Consider the following 21,494-nt stretch of genomic DNA (forward strand, 5'->3'; position numbering starts at 1 on the left):
CCGAAAATACTTTATTCGACAAAATCGACTGAAACGACGCGCTCGGCTATCTCTTTGCCCATCGCGGCGACCTCGCGGTGCTGCGGGTGATCGGTATATGCGTCCAGGCCCTCGCGGTCTGCAAACGTCGCCACAAGCCCTGTGTCAAACGAGCGTTCAAGCCCGAGAATGTCCTTGCCGACCGAGATATCGATTATTTCGGGGATGACATTTTTAAGGGCCCGCAACCTTGCAATATGCTCTTCGCGGGCTGCCGCATCGATCTCAGGCTTGTACTTCCAACAAACGATATGTGTAAGCATTAAAAGATGATATCGCAACCACCGCACCGCAGGAAACGAACAAAACAAAGCGTTTAACAGCCGACCGTTCCTGCCTCGACCTGCCACTATCTACTGTCGATAATATTTACTGTTGACAACATCAAGTGTTTGCAGTAATATCGTCGCATGGTCAAGTTACTTGAAACTCTAAAACACATCGAATACCACGGCGTTCGCGAGCTTGCCCGGGCCGCGGAGCACTTCTTGAGGTCCACCGGAACCATTCAGGAGAAGGGAACGGTCGCCGATTACCCGAATGAGCGCACCATTCGCTATTACATCACCGAAGGGCTGCTCGACCAGGCGATCGAGAAACGCGGGGTTACGTCGATCTTCGGCTACGAACATCTTCTAACGCTGCTGGTGATCAAAAAGCTGCAGGCTCTCGGGCTTCCGATCAGCGTCATCAAGGACCTAATGCTCGGTAAATCGGAAGAAGAGCTCGAAAAACTATTCGGCGAGGAGATACACGTCTTTACAGACGAAGAAGAGCTGGACCTATTCCGGGCATCGATCGGGCATACGGATGACAGCGAAGTTGTGGTCATGGCGGGCACCACGGCCCAGCCCGCCTCGCCGCCCGCGGCTGACAACGAAGCGAAGGAGTATCTTCAATCGCTTCTAATGGGGCGAAGCGACAAGCCGGAGCGTCCACCTGCCCGCAGTCGGCCGGCCGCGGAACCGAAACTCTCCCGTGGTACATCCGATTGGCGACGTTACGAGATAATTCCCGGCGTCGAACTCCACGTTGCACGAAGCTTCCGGGCCCCGAGAGAGCCCAACTGGCGCCAGCGGCTGCTCGTGCTGATCGATGGAATTCTCGATTCGAGAGAGCGGAGATAAACGCGCGAGCTAATTCAATACTGAATCAATGGTGAATTGATTAGACAAGACCGATCGAAAGATGCGGCGATAACAAAAAAAAGGAGCAACGAAAAAGACAATGGAAAGTAAAAAGACCCACTTGCAGATCCTTACGGAAAAGGAAATGGTCGCCGCGGACACTGATCAGACGATCGATGTTCTCCTTAGGGTGCTTCCGCCCTCGGTAGAAGCTGGCGGACTCAAACGCCCGAAGTTGAACTTCGGCATCGCGCTTGACCGCTCCGGTTCGATGGGCGGCCACAAGATGGCGCAGGCTCGCGAGGCTGCGAAATACTGCGTTGATGAGCTGCTGCCGACGGACACCTTTTCTGCGGTGATATTCGATGGGAACGTGGATGTTCTCTTCACTAATCAGCCCGTTGCGAATAAAGAAATGCTCAAACGCGGCATTGACCGCATTGAGGCCCGCGGCTCGACCGCACTTCACGAGGGTTGGGTTCAGGCCGGCATACAGGTCAGCGAGCGGCTTTCCGGCGGCGGCATCAACCGTGTTCTCCTGATCACGGACGGCCAGGCGAACGTCGGCGAGGCGCGGCCCGACCGCATTGTTGAGCAGGCAAAGGCTCTCGCCGAACGCGGGATCAGCACCTCGACCATCGGCATCGGGCAGGGCTTTAACGAGGATCTCCTCGTACCTATGGCCGAAGCCGGCCAAGGGAACGCATGGTACGTCGAAGAACCACAGGATATGGTCCGAATTTTCGAAACAGAGTTGAAGGGCTTGGTGGCACAGGTTGGGCACACGGTTACGCTTGGCATTACGCCTTCGCCGGGAGTTAAGGTCGAAGACCTGCTGAACGACTTCGAAACCGATGCATCTGGCCGGTACATACTTCCCAATATTCGGGCCGGTTCCCCGCTAGATGTTTTAGTCAGGCTGAAGATACCCGCCGGCAAGGTCGGCGAGACGTTTTCGGCGGCTATATTCGAGCTTCGCTACACCGAGCAAGCGACTCAAAAGCCGATGGCCGTAACTGCGGAGGCCGAAGTCGTTTATGACACTGCGGCCGCTGTGGCTGAACTCCGCAGGAACGACCAGGTGCTCGAAGCCGTCACGCTTCTGACAAACGCCCGAGCGAGGAAAGAAGCGATGGAGTACATGGACCGCGGACGTTTTGAGGATGCACAGCAGGTGCTCTTTGACAGGGAACTTCAGACGGATGCCCTATTCTCGCTTGCCCCTTCGCTGGAGCTCGAACAGGAGATCGAGGCGGTCAGGGATCTCAACCGGTTGATCGCCGACCGCAGCAACGATCTGCTCACCCGCAAACGAATGAGCTACGAACGCGATCTCCGGCGAAAGAGCCGATAGCTACCCACACTCGCAACTCCCCGCGAGAAAATAAGGCGGATCGGGAAACCGGTTCGCCTTAAGCTTTTTGTTTATCTCGGCGTTCGGAAGACCGAGTCTTTGGCCCAACCGCCCAAATTGCCCGAAAGCCTGCTATTTGCTATTCTTTTTAGTTACCCAACTATCAGAAAATCTTATTGAAAGGACTTATTTATTGATGTCAATCTCTGCAAAAAAGACCGATTCGAAGGCAGATAAGAAAGAAGCGAACGGCGGCGGCGGCACGGCGGCAGCGGCCGAGAAGTATCACGGCCTTTCGCCGGAGACGCTCGTTGCGATGTACCGGACGATGTATATGTCCCGGCGGGTCGATGACAAAGAGATCCAGCTTAAGGGCCAGAACAAGATCTTCTTCCAGATCTCGGGAGCCGGCCACGAGGCTCTTCTTGTCGGAGCGGCTCAGGCAATGAAGCCGGCTTATGATTGGTTCTTTCCGTATTATCGCGACCGGGCGTTGATGCTCGGTTTGGGAATGACGGCGCTTGAGATGCTTTACTCCGCCGTCGGTGCTGAGCTCGACCCTAATTCGCACGGCCGGCAAATGCCTTCGCACTGGGGCCACAAGGACCTGAATGTTCCCTCGCAATCTTCCTGCACCGGAACTCAGGCGCTCCATTCGGTCGGTGCGGCCGAGGTTTCACACCGAGCCTCGCTCCTGCCGGAACTTCAGGACAAGGTCAAAGGATTCAAGGGCGACGAGGTCGTCTATATGTCTGTCGGCGACGGCACGACCAGCGAAGGCGAATGGTGGGAAGCTCTCAATACAGCCTGTAACCTCAAGCTGCCGGTGATCTTCGTGGTTGAGGACAACGGCTACGCGATCTCCGTTCCGGTTGAGGTAAACACGGCCGGCGGCGATATCTCGGCCCTTGTCTCAGGCTTCCCGAACCTCTTCATGCAAAAGTGCGATGGCACCGACCCGCTCGAAAGCTATGCCACCTTCAAGCGCGCTGTCGAGTACTGCCGCGAGCGAAAAGGGCCCGCGTTTGTCCACGGCAAGGTCATTCGCCCGTATTCGCACTCGCTTTCGGACGACGAAAAGCTCTATCGCCCGGATGAAGAACGCCAGGCCGATGCCGAGATCGACCCGATCACGACCTTTGCCGAGTTTTTGATGACCGAAGGCGTCATCACCTCCGAAAAGCTTGAGGCCCTTCGCAAAGAGGTCGATGAAGAGGTCAACAAGGCCGCCGATATTGCGATCGAAACGCCGCAACCGGCGCCTGAATCGGCGCTTCGCAACGTCTTTTCGCCGGATGTCGATCCGACAGATCGCTCGCTTTTCGATACCGAAGAAGGTGCTGAGCTCTCCGGCAATCCGGGCACGATGGTCGACCTGATCAACCGCTGCATGCACGAAGAGATGGAACGCGACCCGCGGATCGTCGTCTTTGGCGAGGACGTGGCCGATGTTTCACGCGAGGAATATCTCGAGCGGGTCAAAGGTAAGGGCGGCGTCTTCAAGGTGACGGCGAACCTGCAGCGGAAGTTCGGCTCGGCACGCGTTTTCAATTCGCCGTTGGCCGAAGCGAACATCGTCGGCCGTGCGGTCGGGATGGCGATCCGCGGCCTGAAACCGGTCGTTGAGATCCAGTTCTTTGACTACATTTTCCCGGCGATGATGCAGATTCGCAACGAGGTCGCGCTGACCCGCTGGCGTTCGGACGGCGATACGACCTGCCCGATGGTGATGCGCGTTCCGGTCGGCGGATACCTGAAAGGAGGCGCCGTTTACCACTCGCAATCGGGCACGACACTTTTTGCACACACGCCCGGTTTGATAATCGTTTATCCCTCGACCGCGCTTGATGCGAACGGGCTACTGCGTACGGCGATCCGCTGCGACGACCCCGTTCTTTTCCTCGAACACAAGCACCTCTATCGCCAGATCTATAACAAGTCGGAATATCCGAGCAAGGATTTCCTGATCCCCTTCGGCAAGGCCAAGAAGGTCCGCGAGGGTAAGGACGTTACGATCGTCACCTTCGGCGCGCTCGTCGAGCGGTCAAATCAGGCGGCGAAACGGCTTGAACAGCAGGGCATCACGGTCGACCTCATCGACCTCCGCACGCTAGTTCCCTACGACTGGGAAGCCATCGCGGAATCGGTCAAGAAGACCTCGCGTGTACTCGTTGCCCATGAAGACCCGATCTCATACGGCTACGGAGCCGAGATCGCCGCCCGCATTTCGAACGAGCTCTTTGAATACCTAGACGCACCGGTCGCCCGTGTCGGCGCCACCGACACCTTCGTCGCCTACGCCCCGCAGGTCGAAGACTTCATCCTTCCCCAAAGCGAGGACGTGGAGAAAGCAGTTCAGGAATTGATGAAGTACTGAAAAAGAAATCAACCGCAGATAAACGCGGATAGACGCAGATTGGATAAGGTATATGATGCAAGTTCATTTGAGAAATTAGTTATCCGCAGAAATTTGCGTTCATCTGCGTTGATCTGCGGTTAGTGTTCGCGATCATCTATGACGGAAGCTGAGCTTAACTCCCTTTCGGAAAAAGTCATTGGCTGTTCTTATACGATCAGCAATGCTCTCGGCAGTGGCTTTCTTGAAAAGGTCTACATGAATGCTCTTGCCCACGAGCTCCGTAAACTTGGATTAAAGGTCGAGCTTCAAAAGCCGCTGCATGTCATTTACGATGGGGTCGTTGTCGGAGAATACTTCGCTGACATGTTGATCGAGGGTGTCCTGATCATCGAGCTAAAGGCCTGCAATGCCCTCAACGAAATCCATAAAGCACAGTGCATCAACTACCTGAATTCAACCCAATTGCCGTTGTGCCTGCTGATCAACTTCGGCCGGCCGCGGGTCGAGGTGAAAAGGATCTTTCAATCTCAGTATCTTAAGAACATTTGAAAATGATCTCACCACAGATAGACGCAGATAAACACACGTTTGTTGTCTAAGCAGAACGTTACAGTTCTTCACGTTGAGAAAAAGTATCAGCGTTCATTTGCGTACATCTGCGGTGAGGTGTTTCCGTAGTTCGGAAGAGTAGTGGAAGTTGGGTAAGTATTGATTTTTTTAATCGATTTGGTGTAGAGTGTTGGAACTTATTTTGCGGGCGGTCTGCCTGCTCCACCTTTTGTTTAGCAAGGAGGAATCTGAGGAATCTAATGAAAAAAATTGCACGGATAATGGCCCTTGTGATGTTCGTTTCGGTCAGCGTTGCTGGTGTGGCTCACGCCAGCATCTATGACGAGAAGCGCCACCTCTCGTGTTACACCGCGGATGGAAAGTTTGAGCCACTGCGGAAGGATTGCGACATCAATTCGTGCGGATGTTTTTTCCACCAGATCGAAGAACTCTTCAAAAGCATCTTTAAGTAAGTTTTCTCCGAAGAGCTTTGAAATGCCCGTGGGCGATCATGCGTCCACAGGGCATTTTCTGTGTTGACGAGTCAAAAGGAGAGGCGGAAGGCCCATTTCCCGGATGTGCCTTCCGCCTTTTGACGTAGCTATAAGGTAGAGCTCGATTTTCATCGAACTCCTCCAATCTAACCTACTCAAGCATTACTGCTTTTAAAATTCAACGAACGGCGTTTCTTTGGCCTGATCCGGTCGTTTTTTGACACCGAACGGATCGTTCAGACCTCCGCAAGCCGGTAAACTCCCCGTTCGACGCGTTCAGCAAAGCCTTCGTCGACCAATTAAAGACCTCGCGCGTACTCGTTGCTCACGAGGACCCGATCTCATACGGTTACGGGGCCGAGATCGCCGCACGCATCTCGAACGAGCTTATCGAATATCTCGACGCTCCAGTCCGCCGAGTCGGCGCCACCGACACGTTCATCGCCTAGGCCACGCAGCTCAATTTGAGTTGCGGGGCTGTTTTCATTAACATTTGTGAACAAAATCTATATGAAAAGTCTCTTGATCTGCGTTGTATTATTACTCGTCACGTCGGTTTGCGTATTTGGCCAGACCTCCGTTACGACGGCGGTTCGCGACTATCGCACTACAGATGAGCACCGACTTCTACGCGATTTCGTTGGCATGCTTTCGATCCCCAACGTAGCATCCGATACGCCCAATATCCGTCGGAATGCAGACTATCTCATCGCCCAGATGCAGAAGCGAGGTTTGAAGCCGCGCTTACTTGAGGCGGACGACGCCAGGGTCCCGCCAGTTGTTTTTGGTGAGTACATCACGCCAGGTGCGGCCAAGACGATCATTTTCTATGCTCACTATGACGGGCAGCCGACAGATGCCGCTGACTGGGCAGGAAGCAAGCCGTGGGAGCCGGTGCTGAGAACGGCATCGCTTGATAAGGGTGGAAAGATCATTCCGTTTCCACGAGATGGCGAGAAGATCGATCCCGAATGGCGTCTCTATGCCCGCTCCGCATCGGACGACAAGGCCGGGGTCTTTGCGATCCTGACCGCTTTTGACGCTCTAATTGCCAAGGGCATCAAGCCAACGGTCAATATAAAGTTCTTTTTCGAGGGCGAAGAAGAAGCAGGTTCGCCGAACCTGAAGGAGATCCTCGAGAAGCACAAGGAAATTTTGAAAGCCGATGCTTTTATCGTCTGCGACGGACCAATTCACCAATCGGGGCGCAAGCAGGTAGTGTTTGGAGTTCGCGGCGACGTTAATGTTGAGCTGACAGTATATGGGGCGAAACGCCCATTGCACAGCGGCCACTATGGTAACTGGTCTCCAAATCCGGCGTTACTTCTTGCCAAGCTTCTTGGCTCAATGAAGGATGATCTTGGCAACATTACTATCAAGGGGTGGAATGACGATGTCGAGCCGTTGGGACCTGCCGAACTGAAGAATATTGGTGACGCTCCGCAATACGATGAGCAGCTGAAACGTGAACTCGGTATCGCCTACACCGAGGGCGGCGGCAAAAGCCTTCTCGAACGTATCAACCAGCCTTCGCTAAACATAAACGGCATCAAAAGTGGTGATGTCGGCGAAAAAGCTCGAAACGTCATTCCCACGACCGCCACGACAGTGCTCGACCTTCGTCTCGTCAAGGGGAACGACCACATTCGCCAGGTCGCTAAACTTCGCCGGCACATTGAATCGCAAGGTTATTACGTCATTGACCATGATCCGACCGACGAAGAGCGCCAAAAGTACCAACGTATTGCAAAATTCAACCACGTCCCCGGGAGCTACAATGCACAGCGAACGCGAATGGACTTGCCCGTCTCCATTTCTGTCATCAATGCGGTCCAGGGAACCACGCTCCAACCGGTTGTACAAATGCCATCCTTAGGCGGCAGCCTGCCGCTTTCGATAATCAGCGAAACCCTTCAGGTGCCGACGATAACGGTCCCGATCGCAAATCACGATAACAACCAGCACGCCGAGAACGAAAATATCCGAATTCAGAATTTGTGGGATGGAATCGAAACATTTGCAGCGATGATGACGATGAAGAATTAGCGAACTCTGCGGCTAAAATTCCTTGAGTTTATAGACACCGGTCGCGAGTCTTTCAGCAAAGCCTTCATCCACCAGCTCGTGATTCGCCTTTCCGGCTTCCCTGCGGTTAAGACCGAATTTGCCCGCAAGTTCGCCAAGCAGTGTCATCCCGCACATCTGCAAGTAGGTTCGGGCTAGTTCGCGTACGGCATCTTCGCGCTTCATCTTGATCTTCATTTCCGCAAGAAATCGAGCCTCGGCCAGGGTCCAGATGTATGTGAACTTCGGCACGTAAAGCGCTTCCTGCGGTACGACCTTCATTCGAAGCTGCAGTTCATCGAGCGCTTTGGTGAGGTCCTTTTTGTCCTTAAATCCACACGCTTCGCGAAGGTCGCTCGTCGCCATTTCCCATTCCTTCCGGAGCACTTTCAGAACGGCCTGTGCATCTTTTGACAGCACTCCGCTTTCGCCCGCCCTCGAACAACCCCAGATCGCATTGAAAACCGGGATCATCCGGCGGGCCAGAAACCACGATTTGCCCTTGATGAGTTTCCCGTAATAGAGGTTTCCGCGGGCCATTAGCTCGTCCTTCAGAACCCATGCCCTGCTCGCTTCGGCGTCTTTCTGCACATTCCGCGGCATGTGGGCATCCCGCCGGCCGCAGACGGCGATATAAATGGAGGGCATTGCCTTCCGCACGTCGGTCAGTCCAAGGCAAAACCCGAGATCCTCGATCATCGATTCGGCTTCTTCCGCCGTATCGATCTTCAAACCATCCTCACGCCGCCACTTGCGGTCGCGGTACTCTTCGATCGCCTCGGGAAGATGCTTCACACGCCGATTAAAGCATAACTTTGGGCGCAAAAAAACGGGCGGCAACGCATGTCACCGCCCGCTTATCGATTCAGCCGTTGCCTAGTTGCTCTGCGGATCACTATTGCCGCGGACCGGTGACGAGGAAACGACCGTAATGGTCGAGCCCGGCATCAGCCTTACGTCGTCGCGGCCGGTTGCGATAACGGAGCCTGCGCCTGCACCGCCGCCAATGATCGCCCCGAGAACAGCACCTTTGCCGCCGCCTGCGATCGCACCGATCACCGCGCCGATACCGGCACCGATGCCCCCGCGTTTGGCTGTCTCCCTGGTCTGGCTGTCGCCCTGGGCCGTGCCTTCGGTATCAACCTTTACTTCCTTTCCGCGTTCATCGCGGATGCCTGTCAGCGACCCGGCAAAGTCATAGGCACGCCCGTCGCGGAGCGTTATCCGCTCGAAATTAAAGGTCACGTTCGACCGGCCCGAGACCTGTCCTGAGCGTCCAACGCCCGTAATATAACCCTCGACCACAGCACCGCGAAATTCCATCGGCCCTTGAACAGTCATCTTGAACCGGTCGTTGTTTTGTGAGGCCTTTGTGTCGATCTCGGTATCGAGAACGCCCGTGACGACCGTTCCATTCGGGACGATGAATTGACCGATCCGCGGCTTGCTGAGCGTCGGGTTCGGGCTGTTCGCACCGACCCGGTCGTCGCGGTCATTGGTCGAGTAGCCGGTATCGTTATCGCTATATCCACTGTCGTCCGGATCAACGGCGACGACACCCGTTTGCGAGGAACTATCGATCCCAAGCCCAGCCGTTTGTTCGGTCTTCTGGTAATAGCTGTCGGCAAAAACGGTCTCGGCAAGGTATGCGGTGGTTATCCGACGCGTGACCTTGAGGCCGCGGCCGTTCTCGACCGAGGTGAAGATGATGGTGTAATCCGTCTCGCCGCCAAGGCTTGAGATGGTCATCTCATCGCCGCGAAGCGTGGCACGCAGCCGAACCGTTCGGCCGCCGGAATTTTCTGACCGCTCGCGGCCATCGGCGACGAAAGTCACCGGGTCTGCATTCGTCGTGGCAAGAGTCACTTCGCTGCCGCGGACGAGCAACGCGATCGATTGCGGTGCGTCGAGCTTTGATTCAAGATCGGCCCGGTCGTTTGCATTAACGTTAACATCAGCAACGATCTCCGCCGCCTTTTCGCTGCGTCCGGCGTCAAGCCTGTAAGTTCCGGTGAGCCCGGGCGAGATGGCTCCGCCAGTTGGCTGGTACCCGTAATCGTCCGCGTCCGAGCTCTGGTTAGAAACATTGGAGGTGCGTCCATTCCAATCCGGTCGAACGCCATAATAAGCCGCAAGCCGCTCGATCAACGTCCGGGCGTCCGTCCATGTAGATACGATCCTGCGGTTCTGCGGATTTGCCTCGAGAAATGCGGCGATGTCCGCCCCGGCCGCGACGATCTGCTCAATATCGCTACGGTTCTCGCGGCGAAGTCCGAGATTATCGCTAAAGGAATTGACGGAAACCTTCAGTGCGTCTATGCCCGACCTTGCCTCGTCACGAACCGCCCGCGAGGCGGAGTTGCTTCTTAGCTGAAAGTTGAGCGTCATGTCCAGATCGTCGATCTTGGACAAAAGGCTCCTGACCGTATCGCGAACCTCGCGTTCATTCGGCTGCTGGGCCGAGGCACTCGAAGCAAAGCTAAAAACAATTGCCGCAAATAGCATCGCGGCGACCGAGCTGTTGAAAAACCGTTTCATAATCTCACCGTCTTCGTGCGTCCTCGGAAAAGACACACGCATCCCTCATCGCGTTTGAAGCATTTTTTATACCGCAAGTTGTTCAAATTCTCTTGCGAAGCACCTCAACGCTCTGCTGTGCTAAGATTTTCTTACAAATTCGGGAAAAAGGGGAGTGAAGAAACTATGTCATCAACGCCGATAAAGGCGGTCATCCGTTACGCAGGCGACGAGATGCTGATCGGAACAAGCCCGAGCGGGCACTCGTTTGCTATTGATACTAAAGGAGATAGGAAATCGGCCCCGACGCCGATGGAGCTTTTGCTTGTTTCGGTCGCTGCGTGTACTGCCGCCGACGTCATATCGATATTATTAAAGAAGCGGCAGGACGTAACCGATTACCGCGTTGAGGTAAGCGGCGAGCGGGCAGAGGAGCACCCGCGAAAATATGAGACGTTTCACGTCCACCATATCGTGCAAGGCCGCGGCGTTTCGGAAGCGGCGGTCGCCCGGGCGATCGAGCTTTCGGACGGCAAGTATTGCTCCGTCGCCGCCACCGTCCGCCCGACGGCCATGATCACAACCACCTTCTCGATAATCGAGGCCGGTGCAGGCCAGTAAATTTCAAATGTTCAAAAACCTTGTTTCAATATTTCTTGCGGTCGTCCTGCTGTCGGCCGTCGCGATCGCCGAGATTCCGATCACCATCGAGGTTCAGATCCTGCGTGCCGAGGACGAACTCCGCTACGACACGGATATCGGTGACCTGCTCAAGCACAAAGACGCAGAAGTTCGTCGCCGTGCCGCGCTTGCGGCCGGGCGGATCGGCGATGCGGCGGCGGTAAAGGCGCTCGCAGAACTTCTCGCAAATGACACTGAGATCGCGGTCCGCGAGATGGCGGCGTTTGCCCTCGGCGAGATCGAATCGATCGAGGCGGCGGATGTCATTCAGCGGGCGATCGGCGAGACTGGCAGGGCAAAGCTGCACAACGTCGTCGAGGCCGACATCCGCGGCCGGCTTGCCGAGGCTGCGGGAAAAATTGCCGCGGCGAATTCGAAAGATCCGAAGGCGAAAGACCTTGGGCAGGCGATACTCTTCGTTCTTGAGGCCGAGAAAATGCAAGACAGGACCGAACAACGAAACGAGTCTTCCGTCGGCTGATCCGCCGCATTGCGGCCTTCGCGCCCGAAAAACGGACGTCACGGTCGCGAAGTTCCTCACGAATTCCGATGCCCGCATCCGGATCGATGCCGCCAACACCCTTTCCCGCGTACGGGCAAAAAACGCCAACGAACAGCTCCGTAAAATGCTGGCGTCTGACATAGATGCGGTTGCCCGGGCAAATGCCGCACGCCTGCTCGGAGCGGCCGAGGACAAGACGGCAATCGACCTGCTGATCAAAGCGGCCACTTCGGATGCCGACAGCCGCGTCCGTGTTTCGGCGATCCGTTCGCTGGGTGCGTTGAAAGACCCGAAAGCCGTTGACCCGATGATCGCACACGGCACAAAGCTGCTTGCCGACTATAAGCGCTCGCTCCGCGACGGCCTCGTCCCGGCGGAGCACGGCGAGTTCGTTGAGGTCGCCGTCGCGCTCGGGCAGATGATTCCGGGGAGCTTCAATGAGGCGGCACTAAAGCTCTTCAAGGAGTTTGCAACGCTCGATAAAGGTGCAACCTCAGAGGTCTATGTTGCCCGCGTCCGGATCGCCCCGGCGAAAGGTGATGGGAATGCTCCGGAACTTACAAGCTGGAAGCAATATCGGACGCTCGCGTTGATCGTTGGTGAGTTTGCCGGCATCGAACCTCCAAATGAGGATAGTAAGAAGCTGAAGGCGGAAGCTCCGGGCGTGCTTGAGCCGCTGGCGAGGGCGATGGCCGAGGCCGACGCGAAAGAAGAGCCCCAGGCGATACTTGCGGCACCGGATACGCTTCGGGCGTTTGCTCGTTTTGGTACGGAAAGCCTTGATGAGATATTGCGGATCGCGCTTCGCAATCCGGATGTTCAAATCCGAGCGGCGGCGGCATCGCTGCTCGGCGACCGGTCGGTTTCTGAGGCAAATCTCGCTTCGCTAAAGACCGCGGCCGAATATGCGCTCGTGAAAGACCTTAACGAGAACGACGCGGCACTCGCTGCGATCAACGCTATCTTTAAGCTCAATAAGGTCGGGACGCTTTCGGTGCTCGACCTCGCGGCCGGCTCGCCCGATAACCTAATTCGCCGGCGTGTTCATGAGATCTTGAACGACGAGGCGATCAAGGGCCGCGAGCTTTCGCCGATATTGAAGAACATTGACCGAAAGGACCTGGTCCGCGTTCGCCGGTATGCGGGCAAGGGCACAAGGCTCGGCCAGGTGCTCAACACCGAGAGCGATTATCGACGAGCGGCCGCCAGAAAAAATGGCGCGGTGCGGGCGGAGCTTGCGACCCTCAAAGGCACTTTCACCATCGAGCTCTTGCCGGATGATGCTCCGCTGACGGTTGATAACTTCATCCGGCTCGCCAATTCAAAATATTTCGACGGGCTCGAGGTTCATCGCGTGGTTCCGAATTTCGTGATGCAGGATGGCGACCCAAGGGGCGACGGCACCGGCGGCCCGGGCTGGACCATCCGCTGCGAGGTGAATATGGTGCCCTACGGCCGCGGAACGGTCGGAATGGCTCTTGCCGGAAAGGACACGGGTGGTTCTCAGTGGTTCGTTACTCATGCGCCGCAGCCGCACCTCGACGGCGGCTATACGGTCTTCGGCCGCGTTAACGAACGCGACATGGCGGTAGTGGACCGGATCGTGCAGGGCGATAAGATCCTGACCGTCCGAATAGTCGAACGGTGAGCCAGAAACACGACGATCAAGGTGCGTATTCTTTCTCAAGCACCAAACGTGAAGCGTATGCGAAATGGGTCAGATAGTTCGGAGGTTCTGAGTGAGACTGATCGTATGGCCATCAACGGTCACCGCGGCCTCGCGGACGTGCTCGCTTGGGCGGCATCTAAGCCAAAGAGCGAAGTGCATCCGCAGACCGTTGCCGAAGTTATTACCCAAGATGAGTACACCCACGACATCATCGTTCCATATCGCGACGTGTTTCTGGTTTACGACACTACCTGACTCGGTGCCGTGACGGCGGTCGCCGTCTGGAACAAGCATCCAACCGCAGATGAGCTGCTCGAACGACGAATTGCGAATGGTTGGAGGCCCACTGCATCAAGGTTAAAGGACGGCGACGCCATAGAAGGTCACGCGGCGTGTTTGGTCAAAAACGAAAGGCAAAGGTACGACCTTTAGGGTCTATCGTCGACGATGAAACTACCGCATCTCGACGGCGGCTACACGGTCTTCGGCCACGTCAGTGAACGCGACATGGCGGTCGTAAATAAGATCGCCCGCGGCGACAAGATACAAACCGTCCGCATTATCGAACGGTAGTTCCGGAACGTACGAGAAAAGGGAAGCCCGACATCGCTCGGGCTTCCCTTTCTATTTACGATTCACGATTTACTATTTACTAGCGGCTATTTCACCCAATCGGCGATGAAGACGTTCGTGTCGCCCTCCTTGGCCGCGTTGCGGTTCGAGGCAAAGACGAGCTTTTTGCCGTCCGGCGAGAACATCGGGAAGCCGTCGAATGTTTCGTTGAAGGTCACCTGCTCGAGTCCCGTGCTGTCCACATTGATCATAGCAAGCTCAAAGTTTCGCTTCCGCGGGTCCTTGGCAAAATAGTTCGTCGAGAAGATGATCGACTTTCCGTCCGGCGTAAAGAACGGAGCAAATGACGCCGCACCAAGCTTCGTTATCTGCCGCTTGTTGCTGCCATCGGCATTCATCACCCAGATCTCAAAGTTGTTTGGCTCGATCAGGTCGTTCTTGAGCCTGTCCTTATACCGGGCAATCTCGGCCTCGGTCTTCGGGTGATATGCACGGTAAACGATCTGCTTGCCGTCCGGCGAGAAGAAAGGGCCGCCGTCGTAGCCGAGCTCGGTCGTCAGCCGCTTAACGTTCTTGCCGTTGATGTCCATCGTGTAGATATCAAGGTCGCCGTCGCGGGTCGAGGTGAAGACGATCTTCTTGCCGTTTGGCGAGATGGTCGCTTCCGCATCATAGCCGGCCTCTTTCGTCAACTGTTTTGGCCGCGAGCCGTCCGCATTGGCGACAAAGATGTCGTAGCTCGGATATATCGCCCAAACATATCCTTGGGAGAAATCCGGGGCCGTTGGGCAGGCATCGCCGGCCAGATGGGTCGAACCGTAAACGATCTTCTTGCCGTTCTTCTGAAAATACGAGCACGTTGTCCGGCCCTTGCCGGTCGAGACCATCCGCACGTCCGAGCCGTCGATGTTCATCGTATAGATCTGATCACACTGGCGGCCGTCGCGTTTTGACTGAAAGATCAGTTTCTTTCCGTCAAATGAAAAATAAGCCTCGGCGTTCTCACCGCCGTTGGTCAGTTGTTTGATATTAGCCAACCGTTTCTCGCCGGGCATCGCGAGCCCGTTCGTCTGGCCCGCTGCCGACAATGAAAATGAAAGAAGGACAACTGCGACAAATAGTTTTGAGATCATCATTATTGTTACAAATCTAGAAAATATTCCGATGTTAAAAGTATAACGAATCTGCGAAGAGTGGTCGAAATCATGAAGTACGGTAATTTAAACGGGAAAGCAGCGAGACGCCAAAGACCCATGTCGGAGCCCGTGCTTCAGGCGCTATTTTCGCTCAATGATCAAAGCCCTCCGCTTTTCGGTCAGCGAATGCGGTAATGCTCGATGCCGTCTTTGAGCTCGAGCGCGAGCTTGCCTTCGGCGTGGGCCATGTCGAGATGGGCGACGGATTCTGAAATGGCGAGAAAACGGTGGACGTCGTGGCCGATGGAGTTTGGGAAAAGCTTCTGGGCGACCTCAAAGGCATTCGCGCCGCCGCGTCCGGCGAGCGAGATGGTCCGCGCCTGCCGTTCATTTATCGCACGCAGATAGCGGTTAAAGATCTCCTCATAATCGGTAACGGGCTCGCCGTGGCCGCCGTAGGTGAGCGTCGGTTTTAGCTCACGCAGGCGTGCGAGGCTGACGAGATATTCCTGCAGCGAGCGGAAGCGGCGGTCGGGCTCAAGCGGGTCGGGCGAGAGCACGGGATTGGGCGTTATGCGTTTCAGCACGCAATCGCCGCAGACGAGCGTCCGGTCCGCCTCGCGGAAAAAGGAGCACGAGCCCGGTGTGTGGCCCGGCGTATGGAGCACGCGGAGCGAGCCGGATTCGAACTCAAGCTCCATCTCGTCCTCAAGCGGGCGAAAGCCGCCGTCCTCAATCGAATCGGTCAGCAGGCTTATCTCTTCATACATCGTCTGCATCTCGTCAAAGACGCTCTCCGGCACGCCCGAACGCATCAGCAGCCGGCGATGCTCCTCGCGGGCAAGCCGGCCGAAAAGATGGCCGGTCTCCCAGTCGTGGACGAGTATCTCGGCATCCTTCGCTTCATCGCGGATCGAACGGGCAAGCCCGCAATGGTCTTCATGAGCGTGGGTCAGCACGATGCGGCGGACATCAGAGAAAAGCATGCCCTCGGCGGCGAGTTTGCGGCGGAGAACCTCGGCCGCCTCGCGGGTCTTTGGGCCGACGTCGATGAGCGTGACCGGGTCTTCGCGGATGAGATAGACATTGACGTCGCCGACGTAAAATGGTGTTGGGACGGAAAGCGACGTGATCTTCATAAGGCGGTGCCGTGCCGAAGAGTTATAATAAACGGGCAGCGGCAATATGAACAAACGGGAAGGCAAAGTGCTGATCGCGGGCGGCGGCCCGGCGGGTGCGAGCCTGGCCATTCGGCTGGCATCGGCCGGACGCGAGGTTGTGCTAATTGAGCGCGACCGCTTTCCGCGGCACAAGCTTTGCGGCGAATTTATCTCGCCGGAGTGCTTCGGGCATTTTGCCGAGCTCGGCGTGCTCGAGCCGATGCTCTCGGCCGGCGGCGAGCGGATAACGGAGACGCTCTTTTTTCCTCTCAGCGGGCGGACGGTGCGGATCCCGGGCCGTGCTTTCGGCGAGCCGGCACTCGGGCTGAGCCGCTCGGCGATGGACGCGATCCTCTTAGATAGAGCCAGAGCCGTCGGCGTCGAGGTCATCGAAGGAGCGGCGATCGCTTCGGCTCCGGCCGAGCTAGGCGAGCTGCGGGCGATCGATGTCCGGACCGCCGATGGGACCCGCGAGATCGCGGCCGACATCTTCATTGACGCGACCGGCCGCGGCAAGGCGCTAGTCAAGGCTTTTCAACGCACGAAGGGCAATGCCAGCGAACGGCCGGCGAGGCGCTCGAACGGTTTCGTCGCCTTTAAGGCGCATCTCCGCGGCGCCGAGCTTGCCGCGGGCCGCTGCGAGATACATTTCTTCCCCGGCGGCTATGGCGGTATCAATCGCGTCGAGGGCGGCGCCGTCAATCATTGCTTTCTCGTCCGGAGCGAGGCGGTAAAAAGCGTCGTCGGCCGCGTCGAGGACGTGCTCGAAAAGCTCGTTTACAAAAATGCCAGTGCGCGAAACGCGCTCATCGATTCAACGGCCGAGATGGACTGGATGGCAGTTTCGTTCGAGGGGTTTGGGCGTTCGGAACTGAGCTACGGCGAGCGGCTCTTTACCGTCGGCGACGCAGCTTCGTTCATTGATCCATTTACCGGCAGCGGGATGCTGATGGCCATCGAAAGCTCAGCAGTACTTGCTGAAAGCCTCGCGGCCGCGGCCGACGCGCAGCGGGTTTATGCTGAGCTTTACGCAAAGCGGTTTCGCCGCAGGCTCTTCGTTTGCTCGCTCCTCAGGAACGCCGCGTTCCGAACTCGAGCTGCCACTTTTGTCTCCGCAGCACTCGGCGGGCTACCATTTGCGGCCGAAGCCCTCGCCAGGCTGACCCGCCCACAAACCTCCGCCGCCCGTTAAACCCGCGAAAAAAGACTATTTTGCTTGCCTTAATCCCCAATTTGCGGTAAAAACTACAAAGCAATTCTTAACTTTTCTGCAACGTGTTGCTTTACGCGCGAAAGTAAAAAGAACTTAGCAAGCTTTGGGCAGCCTATTCCCGCTGATCATTTAGTCCCAAAACCCAAAGCCCGACTCACACGTAGAAAGGTTCGCAGACATAATTTCGGAAGTTCAGAACAAGGAGAAGATCTCGATGAAAGCAGCTTTTTCAAGGTGTCCGGGGTTATTTACCAAAGCCCTGTTGACCGCAATAGTTGCGCTATTCAGCGTAGGCCTAGCGATGGGCCAGGCGCAGGCAAACGCCGCCGACCTCGCAGGTGTCGTCGTTGACCCGAACGGCGCGGTAATTCCGGGTGCGACCGTAACGGCCCGCAACCAGAGCACCGGCATTACGCGTTCGACCACGTCCGGAGACGACGGTTCGTATCGCTTCATTGCCCTGCCGCCGGGAGATTATGAGATCTCGTCCGAGGCCTCGACCTTTAAACGCGTTACCATCTCGCCCGTGAAGTTGACGGTCGGACAAAGCGCAACGTTGAGAATAAGCATGGAGATCGGCGCCGAGGACATAACGGTCACCGTTACGGGCGAATCGGTCGAGCTGATCGAAACTTCGCGGACGACCGTTTCGACCACGATCGACCAGACACGCATCCAGAATCTTCCGATCAATGAACGAAGCGCGACCGGTTTTGCTCTGACCATTTCGACGGTCGGACGCGACAACGGCCGCCCGGTCGGACCGGCCCCGACATCGGGACTCAACATCGGCGGCCAGCGCGGACGCTCGACGCTGGTGCAGGTCGATGGAGCCGACTTTACGGATAACTCGATCAACGCCGCCCGCACGACCGTTTCGCAGGAGGCGGTGCAGGAATATCAGGTGACGACGAACTCCTACATGCCGGAGTTTGGCCGTGCGACTGGCGGTATCGTCAACGTCGTGACCAAGAGCGGAACGAATGACTTTCGCGGAAACGTATTCGGCTATTTGCGACACAAGTCCATACAATCGCGTAATGCGTTCGCTCCGGTCATCGACGGCGACCCGACCAAAAAGCCGCCTTACACACGGGCACAGTACGGCTTTACCTTCGGCGGACCGTTGCTAAAGGAAAGGACCTTCTTCTTTGCTTCATTTGAACAGCGCCGAAGACAGGAGTCGGGCTTCTTCACCGGCGATATCGTCGGCGGAGCTACCTCGAGTGTGACGATCGGTGCTCCGTTCCTGCCGGTCTCGCAGACCTTTACCAACCTGACACCGGCACAGGTCTCATATATTCAAACGACGCTCGGGACAAGTCCCTCGACCGCGATCGCTTATGCACACTTTGCCTCGATCGGCGGTCAAACGGCGCTGAACGGCGCAAGTACGCTTATCAACTTTCTGCCCGGCATCGGCGTTCCGCAGGGACAGCCGGTCGGGCAGCGATTCCTACTGTCCGGAGCGCCGGTACCGCTTACACGCAACGCCGATGGCGAGTTTGTCGCCTTCCGTCCGCTTAATCAACTCCGGCGCATCTTCCCTATCTCTGAGGCGTCGACCTTTTCCTCGGTCCGGCTTGACCACCTGATCCAAACCGGCCATCAGCTTTCGCTCCGGCTTGGCTACAACCCCGGAACGATCAACGGCATTCAGGACGAATCGCAGAACCAGACGCTCGGTCAGAACGACTATTCGCGAACCGGTATCCAGGAGATAAAGGACACGTCCTTCTCGGCCTCGCTTGCGAGCGTGCTTCCGAACAATCTGGTTAACGAGGCATACTTCAGCTTTGGCCGCCGCAAGGCAAATTTTGATTCGCAGGTTCCGAGCGTTGCCCACCAGATCGCCGGAACGGGCTTCATCGGCTCGAATCCATTCTCGCCGGTGTCGAGAGTTGAGACGCGTTTCCAGATCCGCGACAATCTGACCTGGGCGACCGGAAGCCACATCTTTAAGTTTGGCGGCGACGTAAACTGGATCGGCGGAGAAGCCAGGTTCGACCTTAACTTCCCGGGCCTTTACAACTTTAGCCAGCAGGCTTGCGGCGGCCTGATCCCCGGCTGTGCGGGACCGGCATTTACTCCGATCCAGACCTATGGACTCGGCTTCCCGAGCGTCTTTATCCAGGGCTTCGGCGATCCGAACAGTACGCTCAAGAACAGGCCGATCGCCTTCTTTGCCCAAGACACCTGGAAGCTCTTCCGCAATTTCACACTCAACTACGGCATCCGCTACGACGTTGAACTAACCGATGAGTATGATCCGGTACCCTTCACGGATCCGCTTACGGGGATCACGCTCACGGCCGCTGATGTTCAGACGGCGCAGGATGCTCTCAACGTAACGCAGGGCTTCCCGCGTGATACGAACAACTGGGCGCCTCGTGTCGGCTTTGCCTGGGACGTTTTCAACAACGGCCGAACCGTTATCCGCGGTGCGGGCGGAATGTTCTATGACCACCCGCTGCTGGCGGTTGCCTTTAACTCGGACATCGCCGACGGCTCGCAGCAGCAGCAGGCGACGCTTCTTCCGATCGGCGGCCCTTCGCCGACGGGGCTCTTTAACGCCTGGCAAGTATTCCACGGAACGGTCTGCGGCGTTCAGGGTTCGGTTCCGGCGATCTGCGGTGCGGCCGTCACACCGGGCGTGGCCTCTTCGGCTCGCTACCAGTTTGGCTACCAGCGGTTCGATTCGAGCACCTTTACAGGTTTTGGGCCGGTGCTTCCCTTTACGCTTCACGTAGGCAAAGACTTCGAATATCCGTATGCCTTCCAGGGCAATCTCGGCATTGAGCAGGTCATCGGCAAGGACATGGTCCTTTCGGCGAGCTACATCACTGTCAACGCCCGGCACCTTGCTCACCCGCAGGATGTGAACAACGTTGACACCAACGCGATGCGCGAGAACTTCCGCCGATTTGCCATCAACAACCCGGCATTCCCGACCTGTACTACGGCAACGCCGAACGCACCAGGGTGCTTCCCGCCGAACCTTTCGACGGCGGCGTTCTTCCCGATGCCGACCTCGAACAACGCACTCTTTACGGTCCTTTTGCCGGGCCTCGTTGCCGTCAACAACACGACCGGCCAGCGGTTCGTCAGCCCCGTAGCGGCAAACTACTTCCGCCGCCTCGGCCCGAACTACTTCTTCGTCTCGTCGGTCACGGGCGGTGCGATCAACAAGGCGACATTCGACGGTCTGCTTGCCGGAACGGTCCGCACGCCGGGCCCGATCAATGCCTATGCGGACGTCAACGCTCAGCTATCGGATGCGAATTCGTTCTACAACGCTCTGAACGTAGAGCTGAAGAAGCGTTTTTCGAGCAACGTCCAGTTCTATGCGACCTATACCTGGTCGCATGCGATCGACTTCTCATCCGACCTGCAAACGCTCCTGAAGCCGCAGGATAACCTTGATTTCCGTGCTGAGAAATCGGATTCGCTCTTTGACCAGCGTCACCGGTTCGTCTTCAGCGGTGTCTTTGGTGCACCGGATAGCTGGCGGAGCGGAAACGGCTTCTTGCGTTTCCTTCACGGCTTCCAGTTTGCTCCGATCGTCGAGTATGGTTCGGGCCGTCCGTTCAACATCCTCGCCGTCGGCGATGCGAACGGCGACTTCCAGAGCACCAACGAACGGCCGACGGTCCGTCCGGACGGTTCTCTTTGCCAGACGGGCCTCGACCCCAATTGCCAGACCGGCATTTTCCCGGCAAACGGAAATCTCGGCCGCAACATGGGCCTGACCGATAATTATTTCTCGGTCGATGCCCGCCTTTCGCGTCGGATAAACTTTGGCGAACGTTTCAGCCTTGATGTCATCGGTGAAGTATTCAATATGTTCAACCGATTCAATGAGGCGGCAGCCAATCCGTTCTATCAGGTGGTAAATGCGACCGGCATTCGCCGCGGCAGCAAGTACGGAAGTGAATCGACCTCGGCTTACGACCCGCGGCAGTTCCAGATCGGACTGCGGCTCAACTTCTAAACTCGAAAGGTGTAGAAGACAAAGAGAGGCTGTCGCTTGCGGCGGCCTCTTTTTCATTTCGACTAT

General features: G+C 56.8%; 19 protein-coding genes. 14 read left to right on the forward strand and 5 right to left on the reverse strand.

Translation table 11 applies throughout. From position 1 onward, the window contains the following. Nucleotides 1-11 precede the first annotated feature (11 nt). Nucleotides 12-302 (reverse strand): Dabb family protein, encoded by a 291-nt coding sequence (locus IPM21_05415; protein MBK9163342.1) that lies wholly within the window; start codon nt 300-302, stop codon nt 12-14. Between the two features lie 147 nt (nt 303-449). Here IPM21_05415 and IPM21_05420 point away from each other — a divergent pair, with 147 nt between their 5' ends. The 7 genes from IPM21_05420 to IPM21_05450 all read left to right on the forward strand — a co-directional run bounded on the left by IPM21_05420 (nt 450) and on the right by IPM21_05450 (nt 7,968). Further along, on the forward strand, nt 450-1,166 hold the full coding sequence (locus IPM21_05420; GenBank protein MBK9163343.1) for a MerR family transcriptional regulator: 717 nt from the start codon (nt 450-452) through the stop codon (nt 1,164-1,166). Between the two features lie 100 nt (nt 1,167-1,266). Continuing rightward, complete coding sequence (locus IPM21_05425; GenBank protein MBK9163344.1) at nt 1,267-2,520, forward strand: VWA domain-containing protein; 1,254 nt, start codon at nt 1,267-1,269, stop codon at nt 2,518-2,520. Between the two features lie 196 nt (nt 2,521-2,716). Beyond that, nucleotides 2,717-4,897: a dehydrogenase gene (locus IPM21_05430; GenBank protein ID MBK9163345.1), complete on the forward strand. Its 2,181-nt coding sequence runs from the start codon at nt 2,717-2,719 to the stop codon at nt 4,895-4,897. 138 nt (nt 4,898-5,035) lie between these two features. Continuing rightward, nucleotides 5,036-5,428, forward strand: coding sequence for a GxxExxY protein (locus tag IPM21_05435; GenBank protein MBK9163346.1), 393 nt, complete (start codon nt 5,036-5,038; stop codon nt 5,426-5,428). A gap of 260 nt (nt 5,429-5,688) precedes the next feature. Then, nucleotides 5,689-5,901, forward strand: coding sequence for a hypothetical protein (locus tag IPM21_05440; protein ID MBK9163347.1), 213 nt, complete (start codon nt 5,689-5,691; stop codon nt 5,899-5,901). A 359-nt stretch (nt 5,902-6,260) separates the two neighbouring features. Further along, complete coding sequence (locus tag IPM21_05445) at nt 6,261-6,371, forward strand: hypothetical protein (protein MBK9163348.1); 111 nt, start codon at nt 6,261-6,263, stop codon at nt 6,369-6,371. Between the two features lie 61 nt (nt 6,372-6,432). After that, a complete protein-coding gene (locus IPM21_05450) occupies nt 6,433-7,968 on the forward strand; it encodes a M20/M25/M40 family metallo-hydrolase (GenBank protein ID MBK9163349.1) in 1,536 nt (511 codons plus the stop codon). Between the two features lie 12 nt (nt 7,969-7,980). On the opposite strand, the gene IPM21_05455 is transcribed toward IPM21_05450, so the two are convergent. Both IPM21_05455 and IPM21_05460 read right to left on the reverse strand, forming a co-directional pair. After that, nucleotides 7,981-8,781, reverse strand: a complete 801-nt coding sequence (locus IPM21_05455; protein MBK9163350.1) for a winged helix DNA-binding domain-containing protein — start codon at nt 8,779-8,781, stop codon at nt 7,981-7,983. A gap of 81 nt (nt 8,782-8,862) precedes the next feature. Beyond that, nucleotides 8,863-10,524, reverse strand: coding sequence for a hypothetical protein (locus IPM21_05460; GenBank protein ID MBK9163351.1), 1,662 nt, complete (start codon nt 10,522-10,524; stop codon nt 8,863-8,865). A 165-nt stretch (nt 10,525-10,689) separates the two neighbouring features. Here IPM21_05460 and IPM21_05465 point away from each other — a divergent pair, with 165 nt between their 5' ends. From IPM21_05465 to IPM21_05485, 5 genes are all read left to right on the forward strand, one after another. Continuing rightward, a complete protein-coding gene (locus IPM21_05465) occupies nt 10,690-11,124 on the forward strand; it encodes an OsmC family protein (GenBank protein MBK9163352.1) in 435 nt (144 codons plus the stop codon). A gap of 7 nt (nt 11,125-11,131) precedes the next feature. Continuing rightward, nucleotides 11,132-11,665, forward strand: coding sequence for a HEAT repeat domain-containing protein (locus IPM21_05470; protein ID MBK9163353.1), 534 nt, complete (start codon nt 11,132-11,134; stop codon nt 11,663-11,665). 145 nt (nt 11,666-11,810) lie between these two features. Beyond that, nucleotides 11,811-13,334 carry a peptidylprolyl isomerase gene (locus tag IPM21_05475; protein MBK9163354.1) on the forward strand — a complete coding sequence of 508 codons (1,524 nt, stop codon included), beginning with the start codon at nt 11,811-11,813 and terminating at the stop codon, nt 13,332-13,334. A 105-nt stretch (nt 13,335-13,439) separates the two neighbouring features. Then, entirely contained in the window at nt 13,440-13,610 is a 171-nt protein-coding gene (locus IPM21_05480) for a hypothetical protein (GenBank protein MBK9163355.1), read from the forward strand. 192 nt (nt 13,611-13,802) lie between these two features. Continuing rightward, the gene (locus IPM21_05485; protein MBK9163356.1) at nt 13,803-13,928 is read left to right on the forward strand and encodes a peptidylprolyl isomerase; all 126 of its coding nucleotides are present in this window, start codon (nt 13,803-13,805) and stop codon (nt 13,926-13,928) included. An 86-nt stretch (nt 13,929-14,014) separates the two neighbouring features. Here the strand turns inward: IPM21_05485 and IPM21_05490 are convergent, their stop codons facing one another. Next, nucleotides 14,015-15,061: a PD40 domain-containing protein gene (locus IPM21_05490; GenBank protein ID MBK9163357.1), complete on the reverse strand. Its 1,047-nt coding sequence runs from the start codon at nt 15,059-15,061 to the stop codon at nt 14,015-14,017. A 182-nt stretch (nt 15,062-15,243) separates the two neighbouring features. Beyond that, entirely contained in the window at nt 15,244-16,203 is a 960-nt protein-coding gene (locus IPM21_05495) for an MBL fold metallo-hydrolase (protein ID MBK9163358.1), read from the reverse strand. A 46-nt stretch (nt 16,204-16,249) separates the two neighbouring features. Between IPM21_05495 and IPM21_05500 the strand changes: the two genes are divergently transcribed. Further along, the gene (locus IPM21_05500; protein MBK9163359.1) at nt 16,250-17,416 is read left to right on the forward strand and encodes an FAD-dependent monooxygenase; all 1,167 of its coding nucleotides are present in this window, start codon (nt 16,250-16,252) and stop codon (nt 17,414-17,416) included. A 235-nt stretch (nt 17,417-17,651) separates the two neighbouring features. Next, nucleotides 17,652-21,428: a carboxypeptidase regulatory-like domain-containing protein gene (locus IPM21_05505; protein MBK9163360.1), complete on the forward strand. Its 3,777-nt coding sequence runs from the start codon at nt 17,652-17,654 to the stop codon at nt 21,426-21,428. Nucleotides 21,429-21,494 lie beyond the last annotated feature (66 nt).

Source organism: Acidobacteriota bacterium, from assembly GCA_016716435.1.
Taxonomy (GTDB): domain Bacteria; phylum Acidobacteriota; class Blastocatellia; order Pyrinomonadales; family Pyrinomonadaceae; genus OLB17.

Bases quoted from the DNA above. Each gene is read 5' to 3' on its own strand.
- IPM21_05460 (MBK9163351.1), bottom strand. From the start codon at position 10,524: ATGAAACGGTTTTTCAACAGCTCGGTCGCCGCGATGCTATTTGCGGCA.
- IPM21_05490 (MBK9163357.1), bottom strand. From the start codon at position 15,061: ATGATCTCAAAACTATTTGTCGCAGTTGTCCTTCTTTCATTTTCATTG.
- IPM21_05430 (MBK9163345.1), top strand. From the start codon at position 2,717: ATGTCAATCTCTGCAAAAAAGACCGATTCGAAGGCAGATAAGAAAGAA.
- IPM21_05470 (MBK9163353.1), top strand. From the start codon at position 11,132: ATGTTCAAAAACCTTGTTTCAATATTTCTTGCGGTCGTCCTGCTGTCG.
- IPM21_05465 (MBK9163352.1), top strand. From the start codon at position 10,690: ATGTCATCAACGCCGATAAAGGCGGTCATCCGTTACGCAGGCGACGAG.
- IPM21_05500 (MBK9163359.1), top strand. From the start codon at position 16,250: ATGAACAAACGGGAAGGCAAAGTGCTGATCGCGGGCGGCGGCCCGGCG.
- IPM21_05480 (MBK9163355.1), top strand. From the start codon at position 13,440: ATGGCCATCAACGGTCACCGCGGCCTCGCGGACGTGCTCGCTTGGGCG.
- IPM21_05450 (MBK9163349.1), top strand. From the start codon at position 6,433: ATGAAAAGTCTCTTGATCTGCGTTGTATTATTACTCGTCACGTCGGTT.
- IPM21_05440 (MBK9163347.1), top strand. From the start codon at position 5,689: ATGAAAAAAATTGCACGGATAATGGCCCTTGTGATGTTCGTTTCGGTC.
- IPM21_05505 (MBK9163360.1), top strand. From the start codon at position 17,652: ATGAAAGCAGCTTTTTCAAGGTGTCCGGGGTTATTTACCAAAGCCCTG.
- IPM21_05485 (MBK9163356.1), top strand. From the start codon at position 13,803: ATGAAACTACCGCATCTCGACGGCGGCTACACGGTCTTCGGCCACGTC.
- IPM21_05475 (MBK9163354.1), top strand. From the start codon at position 11,811: ATGCTGGCGTCTGACATAGATGCGGTTGCCCGGGCAAATGCCGCACGC.
- IPM21_05420 (MBK9163343.1), top strand. From the start codon at position 450: ATGGTCAAGTTACTTGAAACTCTAAAACACATCGAATACCACGGCGTT.
- IPM21_05425 (MBK9163344.1), top strand. From the start codon at position 1,267: ATGGAAAGTAAAAAGACCCACTTGCAGATCCTTACGGAAAAGGAAATG.
- IPM21_05415 (MBK9163342.1), bottom strand. From the start codon at position 302: ATGCTTACACATATCGTTTGTTGGAAGTACAAGCCTGAGATCGATGCG.
- IPM21_05435 (MBK9163346.1), top strand. From the start codon at position 5,036: ATGACGGAAGCTGAGCTTAACTCCCTTTCGGAAAAAGTCATTGGCTGT.
- IPM21_05495 (MBK9163358.1), bottom strand. From the start codon at position 16,203: ATGAAGATCACGTCGCTTTCCGTCCCAACACCATTTTACGTCGGCGAC.